Annotated in this window: 19 protein-coding genes and 1 pseudogene; 8 read left to right on the top strand and 12 right to left on the bottom strand. The window is 37.1% G+C overall.

Going from position 1 to position 18,200, the window contains the following annotated elements; genetic code table 11:
• The 4 genes and pseudogenes from HX004_RS15590 to HX004_RS15575 all read left to right on the top strand — a co-directional run.
• Positions 1 to 401: pseudogene (locus HX004_RS15590) on the top strand (hypothetical protein); the annotation flags it as partial.
• Positions 370 to 1,467 (top strand): DegT/DnrJ/EryC1/StrS family aminotransferase, encoded by a 1,098-nt coding sequence (locus tag HX004_RS15585; RefSeq protein WP_286443542.1) that lies wholly within the window; start codon positions 370 to 372, stop codon positions 1,465 to 1,467. The pseudogene HX004_RS15590 and the gene HX004_RS15585, both read left to right, overlap by 32 nt.
• Positions 1,467 to 2,759, top strand: coding sequence for an O-antigen translocase (locus HX004_RS15580; RefSeq protein ID WP_286443541.1), 1,293 nt, complete (start codon positions 1,467 to 1,469; stop codon positions 2,757 to 2,759). Before HX004_RS15585 ends, HX004_RS15580 begins: the two co-directional genes overlap by 1 nt.
• 3 nt (positions 2,760 to 2,762) lie before the next feature.
• Positions 2,763 to 3,188: a sugar 3,4-ketoisomerase gene (locus tag HX004_RS15575; RefSeq protein ID WP_286443540.1), complete on the top strand. Its 426-nt coding sequence runs from the start codon at positions 2,763 to 2,765 to the stop codon at positions 3,186 to 3,188.
• Here the strand turns inward: HX004_RS15575 and HX004_RS15570 are convergent.
• Positions 3,171 to 4,259, bottom strand: coding sequence for a glycosyltransferase (locus tag HX004_RS15570; RefSeq protein WP_286443538.1), 1,089 nt, complete (start codon positions 4,257 to 4,259; stop codon positions 3,171 to 3,173). The genes HX004_RS15575 and HX004_RS15570 overlap by 18 nt on opposite strands.
• 41 nt (positions 4,260 to 4,300) lie before the next feature.
• On the opposite strand from HX004_RS15570, the gene HX004_RS15565 reads away from it, so the two are divergent.
• Both HX004_RS15565 and HX004_RS15560 read left to right on the top strand, forming a co-directional pair.
• On the top strand, positions 4,301 to 5,452 hold the full coding sequence (locus HX004_RS15565) for a glycosyltransferase (protein WP_286443536.1): 1,152 nt from the start codon (positions 4,301 to 4,303) through the stop codon (positions 5,450 to 5,452).
• Positions 5,434 to 6,528, top strand: coding sequence for a glycosyltransferase (locus HX004_RS15560; protein ID WP_286443534.1), 1,095 nt, complete (start codon positions 5,434 to 5,436; stop codon positions 6,526 to 6,528). Before HX004_RS15565 ends, HX004_RS15560 begins: the two co-directional genes overlap by 19 nt.
• Here HX004_RS15560 and HX004_RS15555 read toward each other — a convergent pair.
• Both HX004_RS15555 and HX004_RS15550 read right to left on the bottom strand, forming a co-directional pair.
• Positions 6,482 to 7,360 (bottom strand): glycosyltransferase family 2 protein, encoded by an 879-nt coding sequence (locus HX004_RS15555; RefSeq protein WP_286443533.1) that lies wholly within the window; start codon positions 7,358 to 7,360, stop codon positions 6,482 to 6,484. The two genes, HX004_RS15560 and HX004_RS15555, sit on opposite strands and share 47 nt — an antisense overlap.
• A gap of 4 nt (positions 7,361 to 7,364) precedes the next feature.
• Entirely contained in the window at positions 7,365 to 8,048 is a 684-nt protein-coding gene (locus tag HX004_RS15550) for a cell division ATP-binding protein FtsE (RefSeq protein WP_286443532.1), read from the bottom strand.
• A gap of 47 nt (positions 8,049 to 8,095) precedes the next feature.
• On the opposite strand from HX004_RS15550, the gene HX004_RS15545 reads away from it, so the two are divergent.
• On the top strand, positions 8,096 to 8,293 hold the full coding sequence (locus HX004_RS15545; protein WP_286443530.1) for a hypothetical protein: 198 nt from the start codon (positions 8,096 to 8,098) through the stop codon (positions 8,291 to 8,293).
• A gap of 156 nt (positions 8,294 to 8,449) precedes the next feature.
• Here the strand turns inward: HX004_RS15545 and fahA are convergent, their stop codons facing one another.
• A complete protein-coding gene (fahA, locus tag HX004_RS15540; protein ID WP_286443528.1) occupies positions 8,450 to 9,736 on the bottom strand; it encodes a fumarylacetoacetase in 1,287 nt (428 codons plus the stop codon).
• Between the two features lie 113 nt (positions 9,737 to 9,849).
• On the opposite strand from fahA, the gene glyA reads away from it, so the two are divergent.
• A complete protein-coding gene (glyA, locus tag HX004_RS15535; RefSeq protein ID WP_286443526.1) occupies positions 9,850 to 11,124 on the top strand; it encodes a serine hydroxymethyltransferase in 1,275 nt (424 codons plus the stop codon).
• Positions 11,125 to 11,238: 114 nt separating this feature from the next.
• On the opposite strand, the gene HX004_RS15530 is transcribed toward glyA, so the two are convergent.
• From HX004_RS15530 to HX004_RS15495, 8 genes are all read right to left on the bottom strand, one after another.
• The gene (locus HX004_RS15530; RefSeq protein WP_286443525.1) at positions 11,239 to 11,409 is read right to left on the bottom strand and encodes a hypothetical protein; all 171 of its coding nucleotides are present in this window, start codon (positions 11,407 to 11,409) and stop codon (positions 11,239 to 11,241) included.
• A 10-nt stretch (positions 11,410 to 11,419) separates the two neighbouring features.
• Complete coding sequence (locus HX004_RS15525; protein WP_286443524.1) at positions 11,420 to 12,163, bottom strand: acyl-[acyl-carrier-protein] thioesterase; 744 nt, start codon at positions 12,161 to 12,163, stop codon at positions 11,420 to 11,422.
• Positions 12,164 to 12,169: 6 nt separating this feature from the next.
• The gene (gene miaA / locus HX004_RS15520; protein WP_286443522.1) at positions 12,170 to 13,090 is read right to left on the bottom strand and encodes a tRNA (adenosine(37)-N6)-dimethylallyltransferase MiaA; all 921 of its coding nucleotides are present in this window, start codon (positions 13,088 to 13,090) and stop codon (positions 12,170 to 12,172) included.
• On the bottom strand, positions 13,074 to 13,928 hold the full coding sequence (locus HX004_RS15515; RefSeq protein WP_158960531.1) for an ion transporter: 855 nt from the start codon (positions 13,926 to 13,928) through the stop codon (positions 13,074 to 13,076). Before HX004_RS15515 ends, miaA begins: the two co-directional genes overlap by 17 nt.
• 11 nt (positions 13,929 to 13,939) lie before the next feature.
• Positions 13,940 to 15,289 carry an exonuclease domain-containing protein gene (locus HX004_RS15510; RefSeq protein WP_286443520.1) on the bottom strand — a complete coding sequence of 450 codons (1,350 nt, stop codon included), beginning with the start codon at positions 15,287 to 15,289 and terminating at the stop codon, positions 13,940 to 13,942.
• A gap of 7 nt (positions 15,290 to 15,296) precedes the next feature.
• Positions 15,297 to 15,980: a YggS family pyridoxal phosphate-dependent enzyme gene (locus tag HX004_RS15505; RefSeq protein ID WP_286443602.1), complete on the bottom strand. Its 684-nt coding sequence runs from the start codon at positions 15,978 to 15,980 to the stop codon at positions 15,297 to 15,299.
• A 12-nt stretch (positions 15,981 to 15,992) separates the two neighbouring features.
• Entirely contained in the window at positions 15,993 to 17,210 is a 1,218-nt protein-coding gene (locus HX004_RS15500) for a DUF1015 domain-containing protein (protein WP_286443518.1), read from the bottom strand.
• An 87-nt stretch (positions 17,211 to 17,297) separates the two neighbouring features.
• Positions 17,298 to 18,185, bottom strand: a complete 888-nt coding sequence (locus tag HX004_RS15495) for a 3-hydroxyacyl-CoA dehydrogenase family protein (RefSeq protein WP_286443516.1) — start codon at positions 18,183 to 18,185, stop codon at positions 17,298 to 17,300.
• Between the last annotated feature and the right edge of the window lie 15 nt (positions 18,186 to 18,200).

Below are 18,200 nucleotides of genomic sequence, written 5' to 3'. Positions count from 1 at the left end.
TTTCGATTTTCACTGCGTTTCGATTTTCACTGCGTTTCGATTTTCACTGCGTTTCGATTTTCACTGCGTTTCGATTTTCACTGCGTTTCGATTTACACTTCGTTCCGATTTTCACTTCGTTCCGATTTTCACTTCGTTCCGATTTTCACTGCGTTTCGATTTACACTTCGTTCCGATTTCACCATCTCATCATCTCATCCAACAACCAACAACTAGCCAACAACCAACAACAAACAACGAACAACGAACAACCAACAACCAACAACCAACAACCAACAACCAACAACCAACAACGAATAACCAACAACCAACAACGAACAACCAACAAAAAAAACACCTATATTTACTTTTTAAACTCATATCCACTCCATGATATCATTTTTAGATTTACAACAGATTAATCAACCTTATGAAGAAGCTTATTTGCACAAAATAAAGCAGATTTTTCACAATGGCATTTATATGCTAGGTAATGAAGTGGTGACTTTTGAGGAAGATTTTGCAGCTTATTGCGGTACTTCCTTTTGTGTGGGAGTGGGCAATGGTTTAGATGCGTTGAAGTTGATTTTTGATGGCTACATCAAATTGGGTAAGCTAAGTGTGGGAGATGATGTCTTAGTGCCTGCAAATACCTATATCGCAACCATTTTAGCGTTGTTAGATTGCGGGTTAAATCCTGTATTAGTAGAACCGAATTTAGATAGTTATACAATGGATCTTCACGGTATTAGTTATTCGATGACCTCTTCTACCAAAGCAGTTTTGGTGGTGCATTTATACGGACAGGTTTATGAGATGGATAAAATCAAACACTATTGCCACGATAGAGGATTACTATTGATTGAAGATGCTGCACAAGCACATGGAACAATGCTCAAAGGGTGTAAAGCTGGTGCTTTTGGAGATGCGGCAGCTTTTAGTTTTTATCCCAGTAAAAATTTGGGTTGTATGGGAGATGGAGGTGCTATTACCACCAATCATTTGGATTTGGTGGAAGTACTTCGCGCTACTCGTAATTACGGTTCGCACATCAAATATCAAAATAAATACAAAGGATATAATTCGCGTTTGGATGAAATTCAAGCTGCCTTACTCAATTTAAAGTTACCCCAGTTAGATTTAGATAATCAAAACCGATTGAAGGTTGCTTATCGCTATTTGCGTGAAATTAAAAATGTGAAGATTATTTTGCCACATTTATCTTCTGATGCGGGACATAATTTTCACCTCTTTGTAGTTCGCGTAGCAGATCGGGAGCATTTTCAACGTTATCTCTTGTCAAAAGGAATACAAACGCTGATACATTATCCAATTCCACCTCATCAACAACCCGCTTTAGCAGAATTTAGCTATTTGCAATTACCCGTAACGGAATTAATTCATCAAGAAGTGGTGAGCATTCCCATGTCTCCGGTATTGAAAGAAGAAGAGGTTACCCAAATAATTGAGGCAATAAACGCATATTAATGATTAAAGAACTGTGGCAGAAAATAAAGAATAGCGAGTTTACGGCTGTTACTGTATTGAATACAATGGGAATCATTGTACGTCTCATTACGGCTTTATTTTCCGCTAAGATACTTGCCTTGTTTGTTGGGGCATCAGGAATGGCTTATATGGGAAATCTGCGCAATACATTAGCTTCCTTAGAAGCTTTTTCTTCCTTTGGACTCGCCAATGGAATTGTACAATACGTAGCCTCACATCGCCAAGACCAAAAGAGAATAGAACAGTTTGTAACGACTTTATTGCGATTTATGCTCGGCGTATTACTACTTGTGTCTTTTGGACTTTTCTTTTGGAGAAAAGAATTGGATTACTACCTTTTTGAAGGAGCTTTTTCTATGCCAAGTTTATTTATTTGCCTGGCCTTTGCCTTTCCACTGCAAGTTTTAAATGGGATATGGATTGCTTTTTTAACGGGATTATCCCAGTTTAAAAAAGTGATTTACCTCAATATGATCGGAAATATATCAGGTTTACTACTTACGTTCTATTTGGTCTATACCCAAGGGTTAGGAGGTGCTTTGTTTGCTATGATCTTGAGTCCGGTTGTTCTGTTTTTTGTGTCGCTGTTTTGGGTGAAACAAATGTTGCAATTGAAATGGCAACCGTTTGATTTCAACTTAATCAAACCCTTGTTCTCTTATGCGGTAATGGCATTGTTTTCTGCTGTTGTTAGTCCCTTGTGTTTGCTGTGGATTCGAAAGCTACTCATGAAACATACAGGAATAGAGCTTGCCGGGATTTGGGAGGGAATTCAACGAATATCAGGTATTTATATGTTGTTTATTACCACCTTAGCTTTTACTTATTTTTTACCCAAATTAGCAGAGGTAAAAGCCTACCAAGAAAAGAAAAAAGTCATCGGATTATACTTTAGAGGCGTATTGCCTTTATTTGCTTTAGGCTTATTGCTCGTTTATTTTATGCGCAGCTGGATAATCCCCTTGATTTTAGATGATAGTTTTAACCCTATGATTGATTTGCTGCAATGGCAATTAGTTGGGGATTTTCTCAAAGGAGCTGCACTAATTTACGGGTTGCTTTTTTATACCGAACGCTTACTTTGGCCGTATCTCTTTTGCGAAACCTTGTTTTTTAGCTGTTATTATGGATTTACCTATCTGTTAATTGATCATTTTGATGTGGAAGCAGCTACTTTAGGCTATACTTTGTCTTATATAATTTACAGTTGTGTTTTAGTTGTCTATTTTTCTTGGTATTTTAGCCGCTCGGAGTTTAAACCTATCCAATAGTAAATGAAAAAATATAACATTTTTGATTGTAGTGAAATTATTGTTCCAGAAATAAGCGATGAAAGAGGTAATCTCGCTGTGATTCAAGGGGACGTAATTCCCTTTGAAATCAAGCGCGTATTTTTTATTTACGATGTTCCTCAAGGAAAAAGTAGAGGAGGACATGCACATAGAGAACAGACAACAATTCTATTTGCGCTTAATGGAAGTTTTGAAGTACTCTTGGATGACGGTATTCAACAGCGAAGAGTCGTTTTAGATGATCCAACGAAAGGATTAATTCTTCAACCAGGTGTTTGGAGTATCCTAGAAAATTTTGAAATAGGAACGGTTTGTTTAACGGTGAATTCAGGTGAATATGACGAAAGTGATTACATTCGATCCTATGAGGTTTTCTTGCAATTGTTGGCCTTAACGCAAGAGTGTTAACCATTGCTTGCCAATGAATGTGATATCAAAAGGAAGGGCAGAAGGTGAAGCATTTATTTTGAGTTTATTTCGATATTCTTCCTCAAAAGCTACTAATTCTATCGCTGATTGTAATGCATCAAAGTTTTGATTTTCGATAAGTAAACCATTGTACCCTGATTGGATGATTTCACTTGGCCCCGTAGGACAATCAAAACTAACAACAGGCAAACCACAAGCCAAAGCTTCTAAAAATACGGTTGGAAACCCTTCTAATCGACTGCTGTGTACAAAGAATAAGGCTTCTTTAAATATCGGAAAGGGATTTTCGTAAAAGCCAGGAAGGGAAACCCACTCTTTGACCTGCAAATTTTCTACTTGTTGCTCTAAGTGTTTTTTGTGAGTACCATCACCTAAAATAATCAAATGAATCCCTTGACTGGGTAATTGACTTTGTGCATAGGTTTCAATCAGGCGATCGAATTGCTTGAGATCTGAATCCATTCTACCACAAGCAACAATATAGCGTCTCCCTTGAAAAGGATTAGTATCTAAGGCATGCTGCTGTATGTCAGCAATTGAGATGGGATTGTATATCGTTTGTACAGTGGTATAGTGATAGGTAGCTTTAACCTGATCTGTCATGGCTTGACTGACACAGATAATTGGTTTGGCTGTGTAAATGCGCTTGCCCCAAAATGTGCTGGTGGTGAAATACCAAGGCAAATGAGAACTGTGAACCGTCGGAATATAGCCGTGATCGAATAGAAAATAATGTAATAATACTTCTGTAAGGGGTTTGCTTCTCGTTCTAAAGTCGATGAGATAATCAAAGGAATTTGTTTTGATATAGTTTCGAAGCAATTGAAATCGTTTGTATTTATTGAGAAGCGAAAAATCGTCCGACTTAAACTTTCCTAAATTATACAGTACACCGCCATACGGATAGGTAATATCATCCAAGTTGATGAGGTTGTGTACCTCAAAACCCGCTTGTTCAAAATATAAAGACAGCGTACTGTGAATGCGTTCTGCACCTCCATTTGCAAGGGTATCACCAAGTAGAGCTATTTTTATTTTCTTTTGCGGCATAAAAAGATAAACGTACATTTGAGCAAATCACGGCTAAGATAATGAGAATACTTTTAATTGGAGATTATAGTGGATTACATTCTGCCTTGAAAAAAGGACTGATGCAGCATGCCGCTGTTGAAGAGGTTGTTTTGATTGGGGATGGAGATAAATTCAAAGATTTTCAAGTGGATGTATCGATTCGCCCTACTTTGGCGTATAGTCGAGGGGGCGTATTTGTGCGAAAAGCAATACACAAAGTATTTGGGTGGGATATTGCCGAATTAGAAGTGGGATGGAGGGCTCAACAGCAGTTAAAAAAGAAGAAAGATTTTGATGTGGTTCAATTGATTAACGATCGTCCCATTCAAACGTTGGCGTTTTGGGAAAGAAGAATTTTAAAACGCTTATTTAACCAAAATAAAAAGGTATTTCTTCTCTCTTGTGGGATAGATGTTTTTGGTTTACAGTATTTAATGGCACATCCTGAAGAATTGTCCCTGCTTCAACCGTTGCTTGCTAATCCTCAGCTTAGAGCTCAATATGGCTATGTAGATGTATATCGTCAGAAGGGAGTCATCCAAACACAACAAATGATTGTTGAACACTGTGTGGGAATTATTGCCAGTGATGTAGATTATGTGAATCCCAATAAAACACATTCCAAGTATTTAGGGTTAATTCCACATCCTGTTGTATTGGAATCTATTCCGCCCTTGGAACTTCTTCCTCTCGATTGTGTGCGTATTTTCTTGGGAATTAATAGGGGAAATTACCATCAAAAGGGGATTGTTTATTTTGAAGAAGCTTTACAGCAAATTCAGCTTAAATATGGAACAGAAGTAGAGGTAATTATTGCAGAACAAATGTCCTATCAAACCTATAAAAAAGTACAAGCTACTGCCCATATTGTCTTGGATCAGGTGTTTTCTAAAGATCAGGGATACAATGCTTTGGAAGCTATGGCTAGAGGACAGGTGGTGTTTACTGGTGCCTCTAAGGAGTTTTTGGCGTACTATACTCTCCAAGAAGATGAAGTTTGTATTGAAGCCAAACCCAATGTAGCTTATCTCGTGGATAAATTGAGCTTTTTGATTGATACTAAATCGAGAATACATGAAATAGGGCAACGCGCACAAGCTTTTGTACGCGAAGTGCACGATTGTCAAACAATAGCCAAGCAATACGTAACTATATGGGAATCAAAAAAATAAATATACTGTATATTTCGACCTCCACTACGGGAGGTGGAGGAGTAGCGCGTATTCTCAGTCAAAAGACGGCAAGCTTTGTTCAACAGGGACATCAAGTGCGTATTATAAGTACAAATGACAATAGTGAACATCCTTTTTATACCTTTGATTCTCAGATGCAATGGTATTTTTATACTCAGCCTATTCGGACTCTGATGCAGATGAAACGCTATTATGCGTTTGTGCAACAACAGGGAATTGAGGCATTTCAACCCGACGTTATTTTTGTATTAGACAATGGAATAAAAGGATATTTTGCCTCCTTTTTCTTAAAGACAACGATTCCAATTTACTTTGAAGTGCACGGTTCGCGTAATTTCTTATTGTCTCCGATTGTATCCAAATGGAAGCGCTATCTTGTGAATCGTCTTACGCTGTGGTTGAGCAAACGCTTCACAGGGCTGATTGTACTCAATGAAAGTTCAAAACAAGATTGGAAACACAGTAATCTTTCTGTAATTCCCAATTGGATTGAATTAGATAAAAGCACTCCAAGTCAGCAAGAATCCAGTAAGCAGCAAATCATTGCCATTGGTCGATTGGTGCCTGAGAAAAATTACGAAACCTTGTTGGCTATTTGGAAGCGACTAGAAGTGATTTATCCCGATTGGCGTCTGGTTATTTGCGGAACAGGAGCACCTTCTTATACAGCTCAACTACAATCAATAGCAGGCGATTCTGTCATTTGGAAAGGAGAAGTGACGGATGTTAATCGCGAGATACAAACCAGTGCTTTTATGCTACATACGTCAAAAATGGAAGGGATGCCCATGGCTTTTTTAGAAGCCATGGCCTTAGGTGTTCCCGTGGTGGCTTTTGATGTTGATTATGGCCCATCGGATTTAATTGACGATGGAGTGAATGGGTATTTGGTTCCTTTGGGAGATCAGCAAAAGATGGTAGATAATTGCCTCATGTTGATGCAACAACCTAATCTTTGCAATCAATTGGGAACTCAAGCAAAAATCGACATGAAACAATATGATAAATCTAGGGTGTTACAACAGTGGATTCAGTTTTTCGAATCGCTACCTTAGCTTTGTGAAATTCCAATAATTTAAAAAGTTTAAACATAGTCATAGACGGATTCTTTCCCTGAAGATTGCGTTGAATACTTGTGCCAAAAAGCCAATGGAATACCGAGAGAAGTGGAGTGATATGCAGCTGTTCCAATTGTTTGTACCCTCGACTCAATTGAACTTCTTCTGCTTTTATTTTACCTTGTTGAATCAACTTAGCTAAGCCCCAGCAAGCTTGTTTACTGCGCTGTAAATAGGTTTGATTGCTTTCGGTACTATGGTGAATAACGGGATTATCCAATCGAATTACCTCAATATTTTGCTTGTTTAAATTCAAAAAGAATAGTGTATCCTCATAACCATATTCAGTAATCGTTTCATCAAATTGAAGTTGTAGTTTTTCCTGATTAAAAAAGAGGTTACAACAAGAATGCAGGTGTTTGTGTTGTTCAATGGTGATTCCATACTTTAAACGCAGGGATTGCTTGGAATCTGTTGAATCATACGTAAACCCTCCTTGAAAAAAAGGACCTCGTTCTCGTTGTTCGAGATAGGTTTGAATAAAAGTAGGAGAAATGGGCATAACATCTGCATCCAAAACCAATACCCAAGGATATTGTACTTCTTTCAATAGTCGATTACGCGTATAAGCGACATGTTGATTGATTTCATTCTTCAATATACGTGTGTGTGGTAATTGAAGAATAGATTCATTTTGGAATAGAGAGGTAGAAGCATCGTCACAAACTAAAATTTCAAAGGGAATAGTTAAAGTGATGGCTTCTTGGTGTAAGCGCTCTACTAAAGGTAGAATATTGTAGTTATATACGGGTATAACAATAGATAACATGGAGTTATGAAGTACGGTGAATCACTTCAAAAAGAGAACCGTCATCACATTTTAGTGTTTTAGCAGGATATTTTAACAACAAAGCATAGTCATGGGTAACCATAATAATAGTACGTCCATTTTTATTGATTTCCAATAATAATTCCATTACTTCTGAACTAGTTTGAGGGTCTAAGTTTCCTGTTGGTTCATCCGCTAAAATCAAATCAGGATCATTTAGTAAAGCACGAGCAATCGCAATGCGTTGTTGTTCTCCACCTGAAAGCTGGTGAGGCATTTTCTTTAAATGCGACAACATACCTACGCGTTCTAATACTTCTTCAATACGTCTGTCAATAGCCTCTTGCTCTGACCATCCTGTCGCTTTTAAAGCAAATTGCAAATTGCCGTAAACATTGCGGTCTGGTAATAGTTTAAAGTCTTGAAAAACAATACCTAATGAACGACGTAAGTAAGGAATATCTTTTTCTTTTAATTGTCTTAAATCATAGTCAACAATAGTACCTTCTCCCTCAGTTAAAGCTAAATCAGCATAAAGTGTTTTCATAAAACTACTTTTTCCTGCTCCTGTTTTACCAATGATATAAAGGAATTCACCTTTATTCACCTCTAAGTTTACATTAGATAAAACTTGGTGTTTGTTTTGGTAAATATTTACACCCGTTAAAGATAAAATTACTTGTGACATAGCTATTGTACGAATTAAAAGGTAAAAGTACAAAAAAGACCTGATTTATGGAAGAGGAATTACGGGTTTTACAGAAGAGTTTTTTTATACGCGAAGTTGTGAATATTGGAAAGAGGAAATCGAAGCGAAGCGTAGATTCATCGAATACCAATATAAAATATAAAGCTAATGTGATAAAGGGGAAAGAGGAAAGGGGGAAAGAGGAGAGGGGAGAGAGGAGAGGGGGAGAGAGGAGTGAGGAGTGAACATCCCTAAATACGGTTGACCGTTTTTAAACATTAACTTCTTGTTAGGTCTTCTGATTTAAGAGCACTTTGATTATTCAGAAAATTTAACTGATAACTGATAACCGATAACCGTTAACTAAAAAAGGATTTCTCACTAGAGAAATCCTTTTTTGATTATTTCATGGTTGCAGTAGCAGGAAGAAGCATACTTTTTACTTCTCCGAAGCCGATGCGAATGTCGTTGTTTTGACAGAATCCCTTCATGGTGATGGTGTCATAATCCTCAATGAAGGTACGCGTATGGCCATCTTCTAACGTTAGTGGATGAGCACCTGCCCAAGTTAGTTCTAGTAAAGAACCAAAGCTATTTGGGGTTGGGCCTGAAATTGTTCCCGATCCCATTAAATCTCCAGCGTTTATTTTACAACCATTGCTGGTATGGTGAGCGAGTTGTTGACTCATCGTCCAATACAGATACTTGAAGTTTGATTGACAAATCAAAGTGTCTTTTCCGTTTTCTGGTTGGATATATACCTCTAAGTGGATATCAAACGTTTTATCACCCGTTTGTTGTAAGTAGGCTAGTGGTGTAGGCTCTTGTTTCGGACTTGCTGTTCTAAAAGGCTCCAAGGCATCTAACGTAATAACCCAAGGAGAAATAGAAGTAGCGAAGTTCTTGGCTAAGAAAGGACCTAATGGAACATATTCCCACGTTTGAATATCACGAGCACTCCAATCGTTTAATAAAACCATTCCAAAGATGTGATCTTCTGCTTCATCAACGGGAATACTCTCGCCAAATAGATTGGCATCTGTTGTGATAAATGCTGTTTCTAACTCAAAATCAATGCGTTTAGAAGGACCAAATACGGGTTGAGATTCTCCTTTAGGTAACGTTTGTCCCATAGGGCGCTTGACATTGATTCCAGAAGGAATTACCGTTGAACTTCTACCGTGGTAACCTACAGGAATGTGCAACCAGTTGGGCAATAATGCATTGGCTGGGTCTCTGAACATCTTACCTACATTGGTTGCATGTTCTCTACTCGAGTAGAAATCGGTATAATCCCCAATATATACGGGTAATTGCATTTCTACTTCTTCTATTTTAAAGATAACCGCCTCTTTGTGTTTGGCGTTGTTTTGTAAGGTTGGGTTGACTTTGTCGAAAATATCAGCGATTCTATTTCGAACTGCACGCCATGTTTTTTTTCCACTAGAGATAAAATCATTGAGATTGTCTTGTAAAAATACATCGTCCGTCAATTCGATTCCTTTTAAATAACCCAACATTTGTAAGGCACTTAAATCGATGGCATAATCGCCAATACGAGTTCCAATTGTTACAATATCATCTTTCGTAATAAAAACCCCAAAAGGAATATTTTGGATAGGGAAGTCCGATTGTGTTTGAACCGCTAACCATGATTCTCTTTTCGGATCATTTGCCGTAATCATCATATTTATTGCTTAATTAATTGAATTGAATAGTTTAATCAAATATATAATTATAGGGCAAATTAACAAACGAATTTTGTACATTTGAGGTCAATTTAACGAAATATACAATTCAGATGAGAAGAGATACAGAAATTTTCGACTTAATCGTAGAAGAAGGGGATAGACAAGTACACGGTATTGAGCTAATTGCCTCTGAAAACTTTGTAAGTGAGCAAACGATGGAAGCAGCCGGATCTTGTTTAACGAATAAATACGCAGAGGGTTATCCAAACAAACGCTACTATGGAGGATGTGAAGTAGTAGACGTGGTAGAGCAAATTGCAATTGATCGCGCAAAGGCTCTTTTTGGTGCTGAATATGTGAATGTTCAACCTCACTCTGGATCACAAGCGAATACAGCTGTTTTCTTTGCTTGCTTGAAACCAGGAGATAAAATCTTAGGATTTGACTTGTCACACGGAGGTCACTTAACACACGGATCACCTGTGAACTTTTCAGGAAAATTATACAATCCCGTATTTTATGGTGTAGACCAAGAAACTGGATTGTTGAATTATGATAAAATCGCAGAAATCGCGAAGAAAGAACAACCAAAATTAATCATTGCGGGTGCATCTGCTTACTCTCGTGATATGGATTTCAAACGCTTTAGAGAAATTGCTGATAGCGTTGGAGCTCTTTTAATGGCTGATATTTCTCACCCTGCGGGATTAATCGCAAAAGGGTTGATGAATGATCCTGTGCCTCATTGTCATATTATTACGACTACAACACATAAAACATTACGTGGACCTCGTGGAGGAATGATTATGATGGGGAAAGATTTCCCTAATCCATTCGGATTAACAACGCCAAAAGGTGAAGTACGCATGATGTCTGCTTTATTGGATAGCGCTGTATTCCCAGGAAACCAAGGTGGACCTTTAATGCACATCATCGCTGCTAAAGCAGTAGCTTTTGGTGAAGCTTTAACGGATGAGTTCTTCACTTATATGTTGCAAGTACAGAAAAATGCAAAAGCAATGGCAGATGCATTTGTGAAAAGAGGATACGATATCATCTCTGGTGGAACAGATAATCACATGATGTTGATCGATTTGAGAAACAAAAATATTTCAGGAAAAGACGCAGAACAAGCGTTAGTAAAAGCTGAAATCACTGTAAATAAAAACATGGTGCCATTTGATGACAAATCACCATTCGTAACTTCAGGTATCCGTATTGGTACACCAGCAATTACTACAAGAGGATTGAAAGAAGCTGATATGGAAACAATCGTTGCTTTAATCGATAGAGTAATCATGGATCATACAAACGAAGATGTTATCGAAGAAGTTGCTGATCAAGTAAACGAAATGATGGCGGAACGCCCGATGTTTGTTTGGTAATTAGTTATCAGTTGACAGTTAACGGTTAACAGTGAATTTTATTAGTAAGATAATTACATCATTTATAACAAAAAAAGGATAAACTTTGGTTTATCCTTTTTTTGTTATGGGTTATCAGTGATCAGTTATGATTTTGTTGTTGGTTGATTGTCGATTGTCGATTGTTGATTGTTGATTGTCGATTGTTGATTGTCGATTGTTGATTGTCGATTGTTGATTGTCGATTGTTGATTGTCGATTGTCGATTGTTGTTAACACCATCTCATCAAACAACGCACAACGCACACCAAACGATCTATTCTACTTCCATCAAACAATAGAAATGTACTACACCATCTACGCAAATTTGGTAGTGTAGTTGGTGATTTTCTTGTAAGAAATGAACTTCGCACTTATCGTTGATGCGGGTTTCTTTTAAGAAGTGCATATCAATCACTTGTATTTTATCTACTTCTTCCTGACAAGCAAAAGCTGCGTCAATGCACCATTCGAGGTATTTGATATTCGTGACGTGCTTCACCATGTCGAGATCAGAAAGTTTTACTCGGAGTTCATCAATTTTGTTATAAGTTCCTTTATATAACTTAGCAAATTCGGCTTGGGTTACTTTTTTATCGGTGTATTTGATAAAGTGTTCATGGGGCAAAGCGATGAGTTCGGGTCTACGGCGTTCGGTATTGATGATTACCCATAAAGAAGTAGCTACCGCGATTAGTTGATCTTTGAGGTAAACCTCAAAATTACGGATAGAACGCACCCCATCTAGGCGTTCAATCCACGTGTGAATGGTAATTTTATCCTGCCATTGCGGAAGTTGTTCCGCTTTTTTCTCAATTCGAAATTTGCTGAGTACCCAAGCTTGGTTGTGTTCTTTTAAATCCCAAAAACTAATTCCTCCAAGGACCGAGTGATCTGCCGAAACACTTTGAATGAGTTTACATAAATCTACCCATTTTAGATGTCCAGAAGGAGAACATGCAAAAAAGTCGATTTCGTAGGACTGTTGGTGAATGGGGGTAAATTGATTAGAAATGGGCATAATAATTTAATTTAGTTGCTTGGTAATAGCATCAATAATTTGTTTTGGGTCGGTTTGATATCCATACCAAGTAGCGTTTGGTGTTCTTTTGAACCAAGTAATTTGTCTCTTGGCAAAGCGACGTGTATTTTTTTTGATTTCTTCGATAGCCTCTTCCAGCGTACCTTCTCCATTAAAATAATGGAATAGTTCGCGATAGCCTACTGTTTGTAGTGCATTTAATTCTTGATAGGGAAGTAGAGCTTTTACTTCTTCTAGTAATCCTCCTTGAAGCATAAGATCTACGCGTTTATTGATGCGTTCATACATCATTTCACGAGGTGCTTCTAGTCCAATAACGATGGGAACAAAGTTGCGTTTGACTTTCTTTTTCGCCAAAAAGCTAGAATAGGGTTGTCCTGTTCCAATCGAAACTTCTAAAGCACGTGTAACGCGTTGCGGATTGTCTAGGGCTACTTTTTCATAGTGCACCGGATCCAATTCCTTTAGTTGGGCTTGTAAATAAGGCAAGCCTTTTTCTTCTAAAGTTTGGTTGAGTTCTTCGCGTATACGTGGGTCAATATCGGGAAATTCATCCAATCCTTCTAAAATAGCATTGACGTATAAACCAGATCCGCCCACCATGACTTGAACCTTATTTTTTTCAAATAGTCGATCCAAATGCGCAATGGCATCACGTTCAAAGTCCCCAACAGAATAAGAATCTTGAATGCTGATATGTTGAATAAAGTGATGAGGAACTGCTGCCAATTCCTCTGGAGAAGGAACCGCAGTACCCAGTGTCATTTCCTTGAAGAACTGACGACTGTCACACGATATAATTTCACATTGAAAATGTTGGGCTAATTGTATAGCTAAAGCCGTTTTTCCGATGGCTGTCGGGCCAATAACGACAAGTAAATAATGGGTATTATCGGGTAAAGACATCTCCTAATTTTTGGCCGCAATTATAACAATAATTGGCGTCATCATCATAAATTGTTGTTGTACATGAAGAACAAGTTCTCCTTCTTCTCGCATCAATGCTTTTATTTCTTTTTAAGCTCGTAAATTCCGCAGTTACAATTCCGGTAGGAACGGCAATAATACCGTATCCCATAATCATAATGAACGAGGCAATCATCTGTCCGATGGTTGTCTGAGGAGCAATATCTCCATAACCAACTGTGGTTAGGGTTACAATACACCAATAGATACTTCTCGGAATACTCGTAAATCCGTTGTCTTTGCCCTCAATGACGTACATTAAGGCACCTAATAAGATAGAAACCACCACAATAAAGTAGATGAAAACTATAATTTTCGTTCGACTGGCTTTAATAGCAAGCTTTAGGTTCGATTCCTGTCCAATGTAGGGAACTAAATTTAAAATACCGAATAAACGCAGTAAACGCAAGGCTCGAACTACAGATAAGACACCTAAATCCGAAACAAAGAACGAGAGATACATCGGCATAATCGAAATTAAATCGACAATACCATAAAAACTAAAAATGTATTTTAGCGGTTGCTTGTTACAGATAATCCGCAAAATGTATTCAATGGTAAAGAAGATAGTAATCACCCATTCCAATACTTTTAAAAGGGTGTGATGTTTCATGTCGTAGCTCTCAATCGACTCCAACATAACCAAAATCACACTCAATAAAATTACAGCTAGTAAAACTAAATCGAATAGTTTACCTGCAAATGTATTGGATCCATAGATGATGATATAAATCTTCTGTTTCAGAATATCCCACTTATTTTTTAGCCTGCGTCTCAACGTATATACTTTTAATAATGGATTAATTTATAACCTGTTTTCTTATTCAAATAATTGAGAATGATATTTCTGTTGTTGCGGTGAAAAGTAATAGGTGTCAGGTTGGCTGCAATTCTAGCAGGATCGTTGATTTGATAATTCAAATCGTAAAAACAATAGCCCGATAACTTACCATTTTCCATCACAACAGCGCTTCTCTCATTGATGGTACGTCCCTTGTCGAGAATTAATACATGACCATCATCTAGGTTGTAATTCTTTAATAAGTTAAGTAATAACTCATTATAGGTTTTAAAATCTAATTCAAATGTAGTGCAAAAAGTTTCTTCTGTCACTTTTTTTGATTTTTTTTCATGAAGCACTTCCAAATAAAACGGATGTTCAAAATCAGCCGTAATTTTATCTACAAACTTTCTTCCTTCTGCTAAAGAGGTAAAAGCCATGTGATTTCTCTTGCGGCCATCCGTTTTTTCTAAGCTGAAGTAAAAATACCCTTGAAGGTTTGTTTTTACATAAAGCGAGTAGGGGAAGATACCCTTTTTGGTTACTTTGTTGTATTTAGGGTGATTTAAAAGTACTTCTTCTGCTTCTTTTAAAATAGCAATCAATTCATTACCCGTTTTTTCAAAAGTAACTGTATACGTTTCTTTTTGTACCTTTTTGAATAGAACAGAATTGTTGGTGAAATGCTGCATGATTTTTTTCTTGATGTTGCGGCTTTTACCAATGTAAATAATTACACCTTCTTCATTGTGGATATAGTAAATTCCCACAGCGGTAGGAAGGTTGTCTGTAATATCAAAAAACTTGGGATTAAGACCTGTTTTGATATCAGACTTAATCATACTGGTAAGAATTGTTTTTTCCGTATCTTTAGATAAGAGTAGTTGAAAGAGCTTTAGTGTAGCTAAGGCATCTCCATAGGCACGATGGCGATCAGCTAATGGGATTCCCAAAGTACGCACTAATTTACCCAAACTGTATGAAGGCATTTCGGGTAATAACTTTTGAGCCAATTCTACAGTGCACAAGGTATCCTTTTGAAAATCATATCCCAAACGGCTGAATTCATTGCGAAGTACGCGATAATCAAAAGCAGCATTATGTGCAACGAGCACACAATCTTCCGTCATTTCGATGATGCGTTTGGCGATTTCGTGAAATTTTGGTGCTAAGCGAAGCATAGCGCTATTTATCCCTGTCAGCTTGACAACGAAGGGCTGTATTTCTTTCTGGGGGTTTACTAAGCTAATGAGTTGGTCTACCACTTGATGCCCATCAAATTTGTAAATGGCAATCTCGGTTATCCCTTCTTCATTAAACTGACCACCAGTGGTCTCTATATCTAAAACTGCGTACAATAGTATACTATTTGTTTAATTCGTAATTGCGTTCTCCAAAAATTGTACTTCCTATTCTAATCATCGTACTTCCGCAATCGATAGCGATAGGGTAGTCGTTACTCATGCCCATAGATAAGGTATCACAAGCTACGTTGGGTAAGTGATTGTAGGTTTGTACTTTTTCAAAAATATGTTGTAGGGTAGAAAATTCTTGTTTAATTTGATCTTGATTTTCTGTGAAGGTTGCCATTCCCATTAAACCTTGGATCTTAATGTGTTTTAATGCTTTGAATTCCTCACTGTCTAAAAGCTCGAATAATTCTGCTTCACTTAGACCAAACTTCGTTTCTTCATCTGCAATAAACAATTGCAACAAGCAAGGAATAACACGGTTATTTCGCTCGGCTTGTTTATCGATTTCAGCCAATAAACGCAGGCTGTCTACAGCGTGAATCAAAGCCACAAACGGCGCCATGTACTTTACTTTATTGCGTTGTACATGTCCAATCATATGCCAGGCTATATCTTTCGGTAGCGCGTCATATTTATCCGTCATTTCTTGTATCTTATTCTCACCGAAAACTCTTTGTCCTGCTTCATATGCTTCTAAAATAGCCGCATTGGGTTTGGTTTTAGAAACAGCTACTAACTGTACCTGTTCTGGTAAGTCAGCTTTAATTCGTTTTAGATTCTCAGCAATCATTGACATCATATTCTATATTTAAATTTCGTAGGTTAATAGCCCATTCATGAACTTAGGTTCTATGTAAGTGCTCTTTGGCGGCATAATTAAATCATTATCCGCTACTAGTTTAATCTCCTGTACATTGGTTGGATATAACATAAAACCAACTTCGTATTCTCCATCATCAACTAATTCTTTGATGGCTACAATGGATTCATTCCCAGGGATATAATCAATTCTAGCATCATTTCTTAAATCATCTAACCCCAAGATAGGGTTTAAAACAGCATCGTACAATATTTGAGCATCCAATTGCAATAAAATGTCGTCTGTTTTTATTTTATCCTTTAGTTTTAGTGAGTAAAAATCTCCATCTAAATACATGCCAAATTCCATCTTTTTGGATGGCTTCCACAACTGTTGTTGTTTGTTTTTTACAGTAAATTTTTCACTTAATAAAGCTAAAAATTCCTCTTTTGTATGGTTGTTTAAATCGTGGATAATGCGATTAAACTCATAAATTTTAATATTGTTCTCTGCAATTAAAAAAGTCATGACCGTATTGCTATGCGAATGTGGTTCAAAGCCATTCTCTTTTTTGAGTAATGCTGCCGAAGCAAAGCGATGGTGTCCGTCAGCAATATACAATTCCGGAATATTGTCAAATTCCTGACAGATCCAATCAATACACGCTTGATCATCTACTTTCCAAATGGTATGACGTTCTTTGGTAACCGTTGTAAAGTCATAGATAGGTCGGTTTTCTTTGTATTCAGCAATCCAAGCATTGATATTTTCTTTGTCTGGATACATCATCAATACGGGTTCTGTATTGAATCGACTGTGGTACAGATATTCCTTAAATAAATTGACACGATATTCAAGGGTATCTTCGTGCTTTTTGATGATGTTGTTCTCGTAATCTTCAATGCAAGTACCTGCAACAATACCTGTAAATTTCCAGTTTTTCGTCTCTATTTGGTAGAGGTATAAAACTGGATTTTCTTCCTTTGTTAAGATTCCTTCTCTTTTAAAATCATTAAACTTCGCAGCCACCATTTTAAAGCGCTTATCACTTGTTACCTTTTGAGGGTTGACATAAGCCGGATTTAAAACGTGTAGAAATGAAAAGGGATTGTAATCTAAAAGATAGGCCAATTCTACGGCATTGTAATCTTCAAAAGATCGACAAGTGACTAGATTAGCTTTATCTCGTGTCGGGCGTATACCCTGGAAAGGAATTATTTTTGCCATTCTTTACTTTATGGTATCAAAAAATAAGACAATCGACAATGAATATCGATTGCCTTGGTATGATTGTTTGTTTTATTTGTCTTTCAATTAAGAAAACATTTTTGCGACTTTCTCCGCTTTTTTGCTTTCTGAATAGTCATAAAATCCTTCGCCTGATTTTACACCTAATTTTCCAGCCATTACCATGTTAACTAATAACGGACATGGCGCGTATTTAGGGTTTTTGAAACCGTCATACATTACGTTAAGGATCGATAAACACACATCTAAACCGATGAAGTCAGCCAATTGTAATGGTCCCATTGGATGAGCCATTCCCAATTTCATTACTGTATCGATTTCTTCAACACCTGCAACACCATTGTACAAGGTTTCAATAGCCTCGTTAATCATTGGCATTAAGATACGGTTTGCTACGAAACCTGGGTAATCGTTTACTTCTGTTGGCGTTTTGTCTAGTTTTAAAGACAATTCCATAATCGCTTTAGTTACTTCATCTGTTGTGTTGTATCCTCTGATAATCTCAACCAACTTCATGATTGGCACTGGATTCATAAAGTGCATTCCAATTACGCGTTCTGGGTTTTTTACAACAGACGCGATTTGTGTAATTGAAATAGAAGAAGTATTCGATGCTAAGATTACATCTTCATTACATACTGCGCTTAATTCTTTGAAGATGTTTAATTTTAAATTTACATTTTCAGTAGCCGCTTCAATCACTAAATCCGCGTTTACAACACCGTCTTTAATTTCAGTATACGTAATAATATTTTCAATGGTTGCTTTTTTGTCTGCTTCTGTGATAGCACCTTTCGCAATCATTCGATCTAAATTTTTGCTAATGGTATTCATTCCTCTTTCAATCGCTTGTTCAGAGATATCGATTAAAAGTACTTTAAAGCCTTTTTGAGCGAAAGTATGAGCAATTCCATTCCCCATTGTTCCTGCGCCAATTACAGCAATATTTTTCATAAGATAGTTTATATT

It is taken from the genome of Myroides sp. 1354 (assembly GCF_030324495.1).
In the GTDB taxonomy this organism is placed as follows: Bacteria; Bacteroidota; Bacteroidia; order Flavobacteriales; family Flavobacteriaceae; genus Flavobacterium.
The sequence above is the reverse complement of the archived record's forward strand: the minus strand, read 5'-3'. Positions and strand labels throughout refer to the sequence as shown.

Bases quoted from the DNA above. Each gene is read 5' to 3' on its own strand.
- HX004_RS15585 (WP_286443542.1), top strand. From the start codon at position 370: ATGATATCATTTTTAGATTTACAACAGATTAATCAACCTTATGAAGAA.
- HX004_RS15580 (WP_286443541.1), top strand. From the start codon at position 1,467: ATGATTAAAGAACTGTGGCAGAAAATAAAGAATAGCGAGTTTACGGCT.
- HX004_RS15575 (WP_286443540.1), top strand. From the start codon at position 2,763: ATGAAAAAATATAACATTTTTGATTGTAGTGAAATTATTGTTCCAGAA.
- HX004_RS15570 (WP_286443538.1), bottom strand. From the start codon at position 4,259: ATGCCGCAAAAGAAAATAAAAATAGCTCTACTTGGTGATACCCTTGCA.
- HX004_RS15565 (WP_286443536.1), top strand. From the start codon at position 4,301: ATGAGAATACTTTTAATTGGAGATTATAGTGGATTACATTCTGCCTTG.
- HX004_RS15560 (WP_286443534.1), top strand. From the start codon at position 5,434: ATGGGAATCAAAAAAATAAATATACTGTATATTTCGACCTCCACTACG.
- HX004_RS15555 (WP_286443533.1), bottom strand. From the start codon at position 7,360: ATGTTATCTATTGTTATACCCGTATATAACTACAATATTCTACCTTTA.
- HX004_RS15550 (WP_286443532.1), bottom strand. From the start codon at position 8,048: ATGTCACAAGTAATTTTATCTTTAACGGGTGTAAATATTTACCAAAAC.
- HX004_RS15545 (WP_286443530.1), top strand. From the start codon at position 8,096: ATGGAAGAGGAATTACGGGTTTTACAGAAGAGTTTTTTTATACGCGAA.
- fahA (WP_286443528.1), bottom strand. From the start codon at position 9,736: ATGATGATTACGGCAAATGATCCGAAAAGAGAATCATGGTTAGCGGTT.
- glyA (WP_286443526.1), top strand. From the start codon at position 9,850: ATGAGAAGAGATACAGAAATTTTCGACTTAATCGTAGAAGAAGGGGAT.
- HX004_RS15525 (WP_286443524.1), bottom strand. From the start codon at position 12,163: ATGCCCATTTCTAATCAATTTACCCCCATTCACCAACAGTCCTACGAA.
- miaA (WP_286443522.1), bottom strand. From the start codon at position 13,090: ATGTCTTTACCCGATAATACCCATTATTTACTTGTCGTTATTGGCCCG.
- HX004_RS15505 (WP_286443602.1), bottom strand. From the start codon at position 15,980: ATGTCAATGATTGCTGAGAATCTAAAACGAATTAAAGCTGACTTACCA.
- HX004_RS15500 (WP_286443518.1), bottom strand. From the start codon at position 17,210: ATGGCAAAAATAATTCCTTTCCAGGGTATACGCCCGACACGAGATAAA.
- HX004_RS15495 (WP_286443516.1), bottom strand. From the start codon at position 18,185: ATGAAAAATATTGCTGTAATTGGCGCAGGAACAATGGGGAATGGAATT.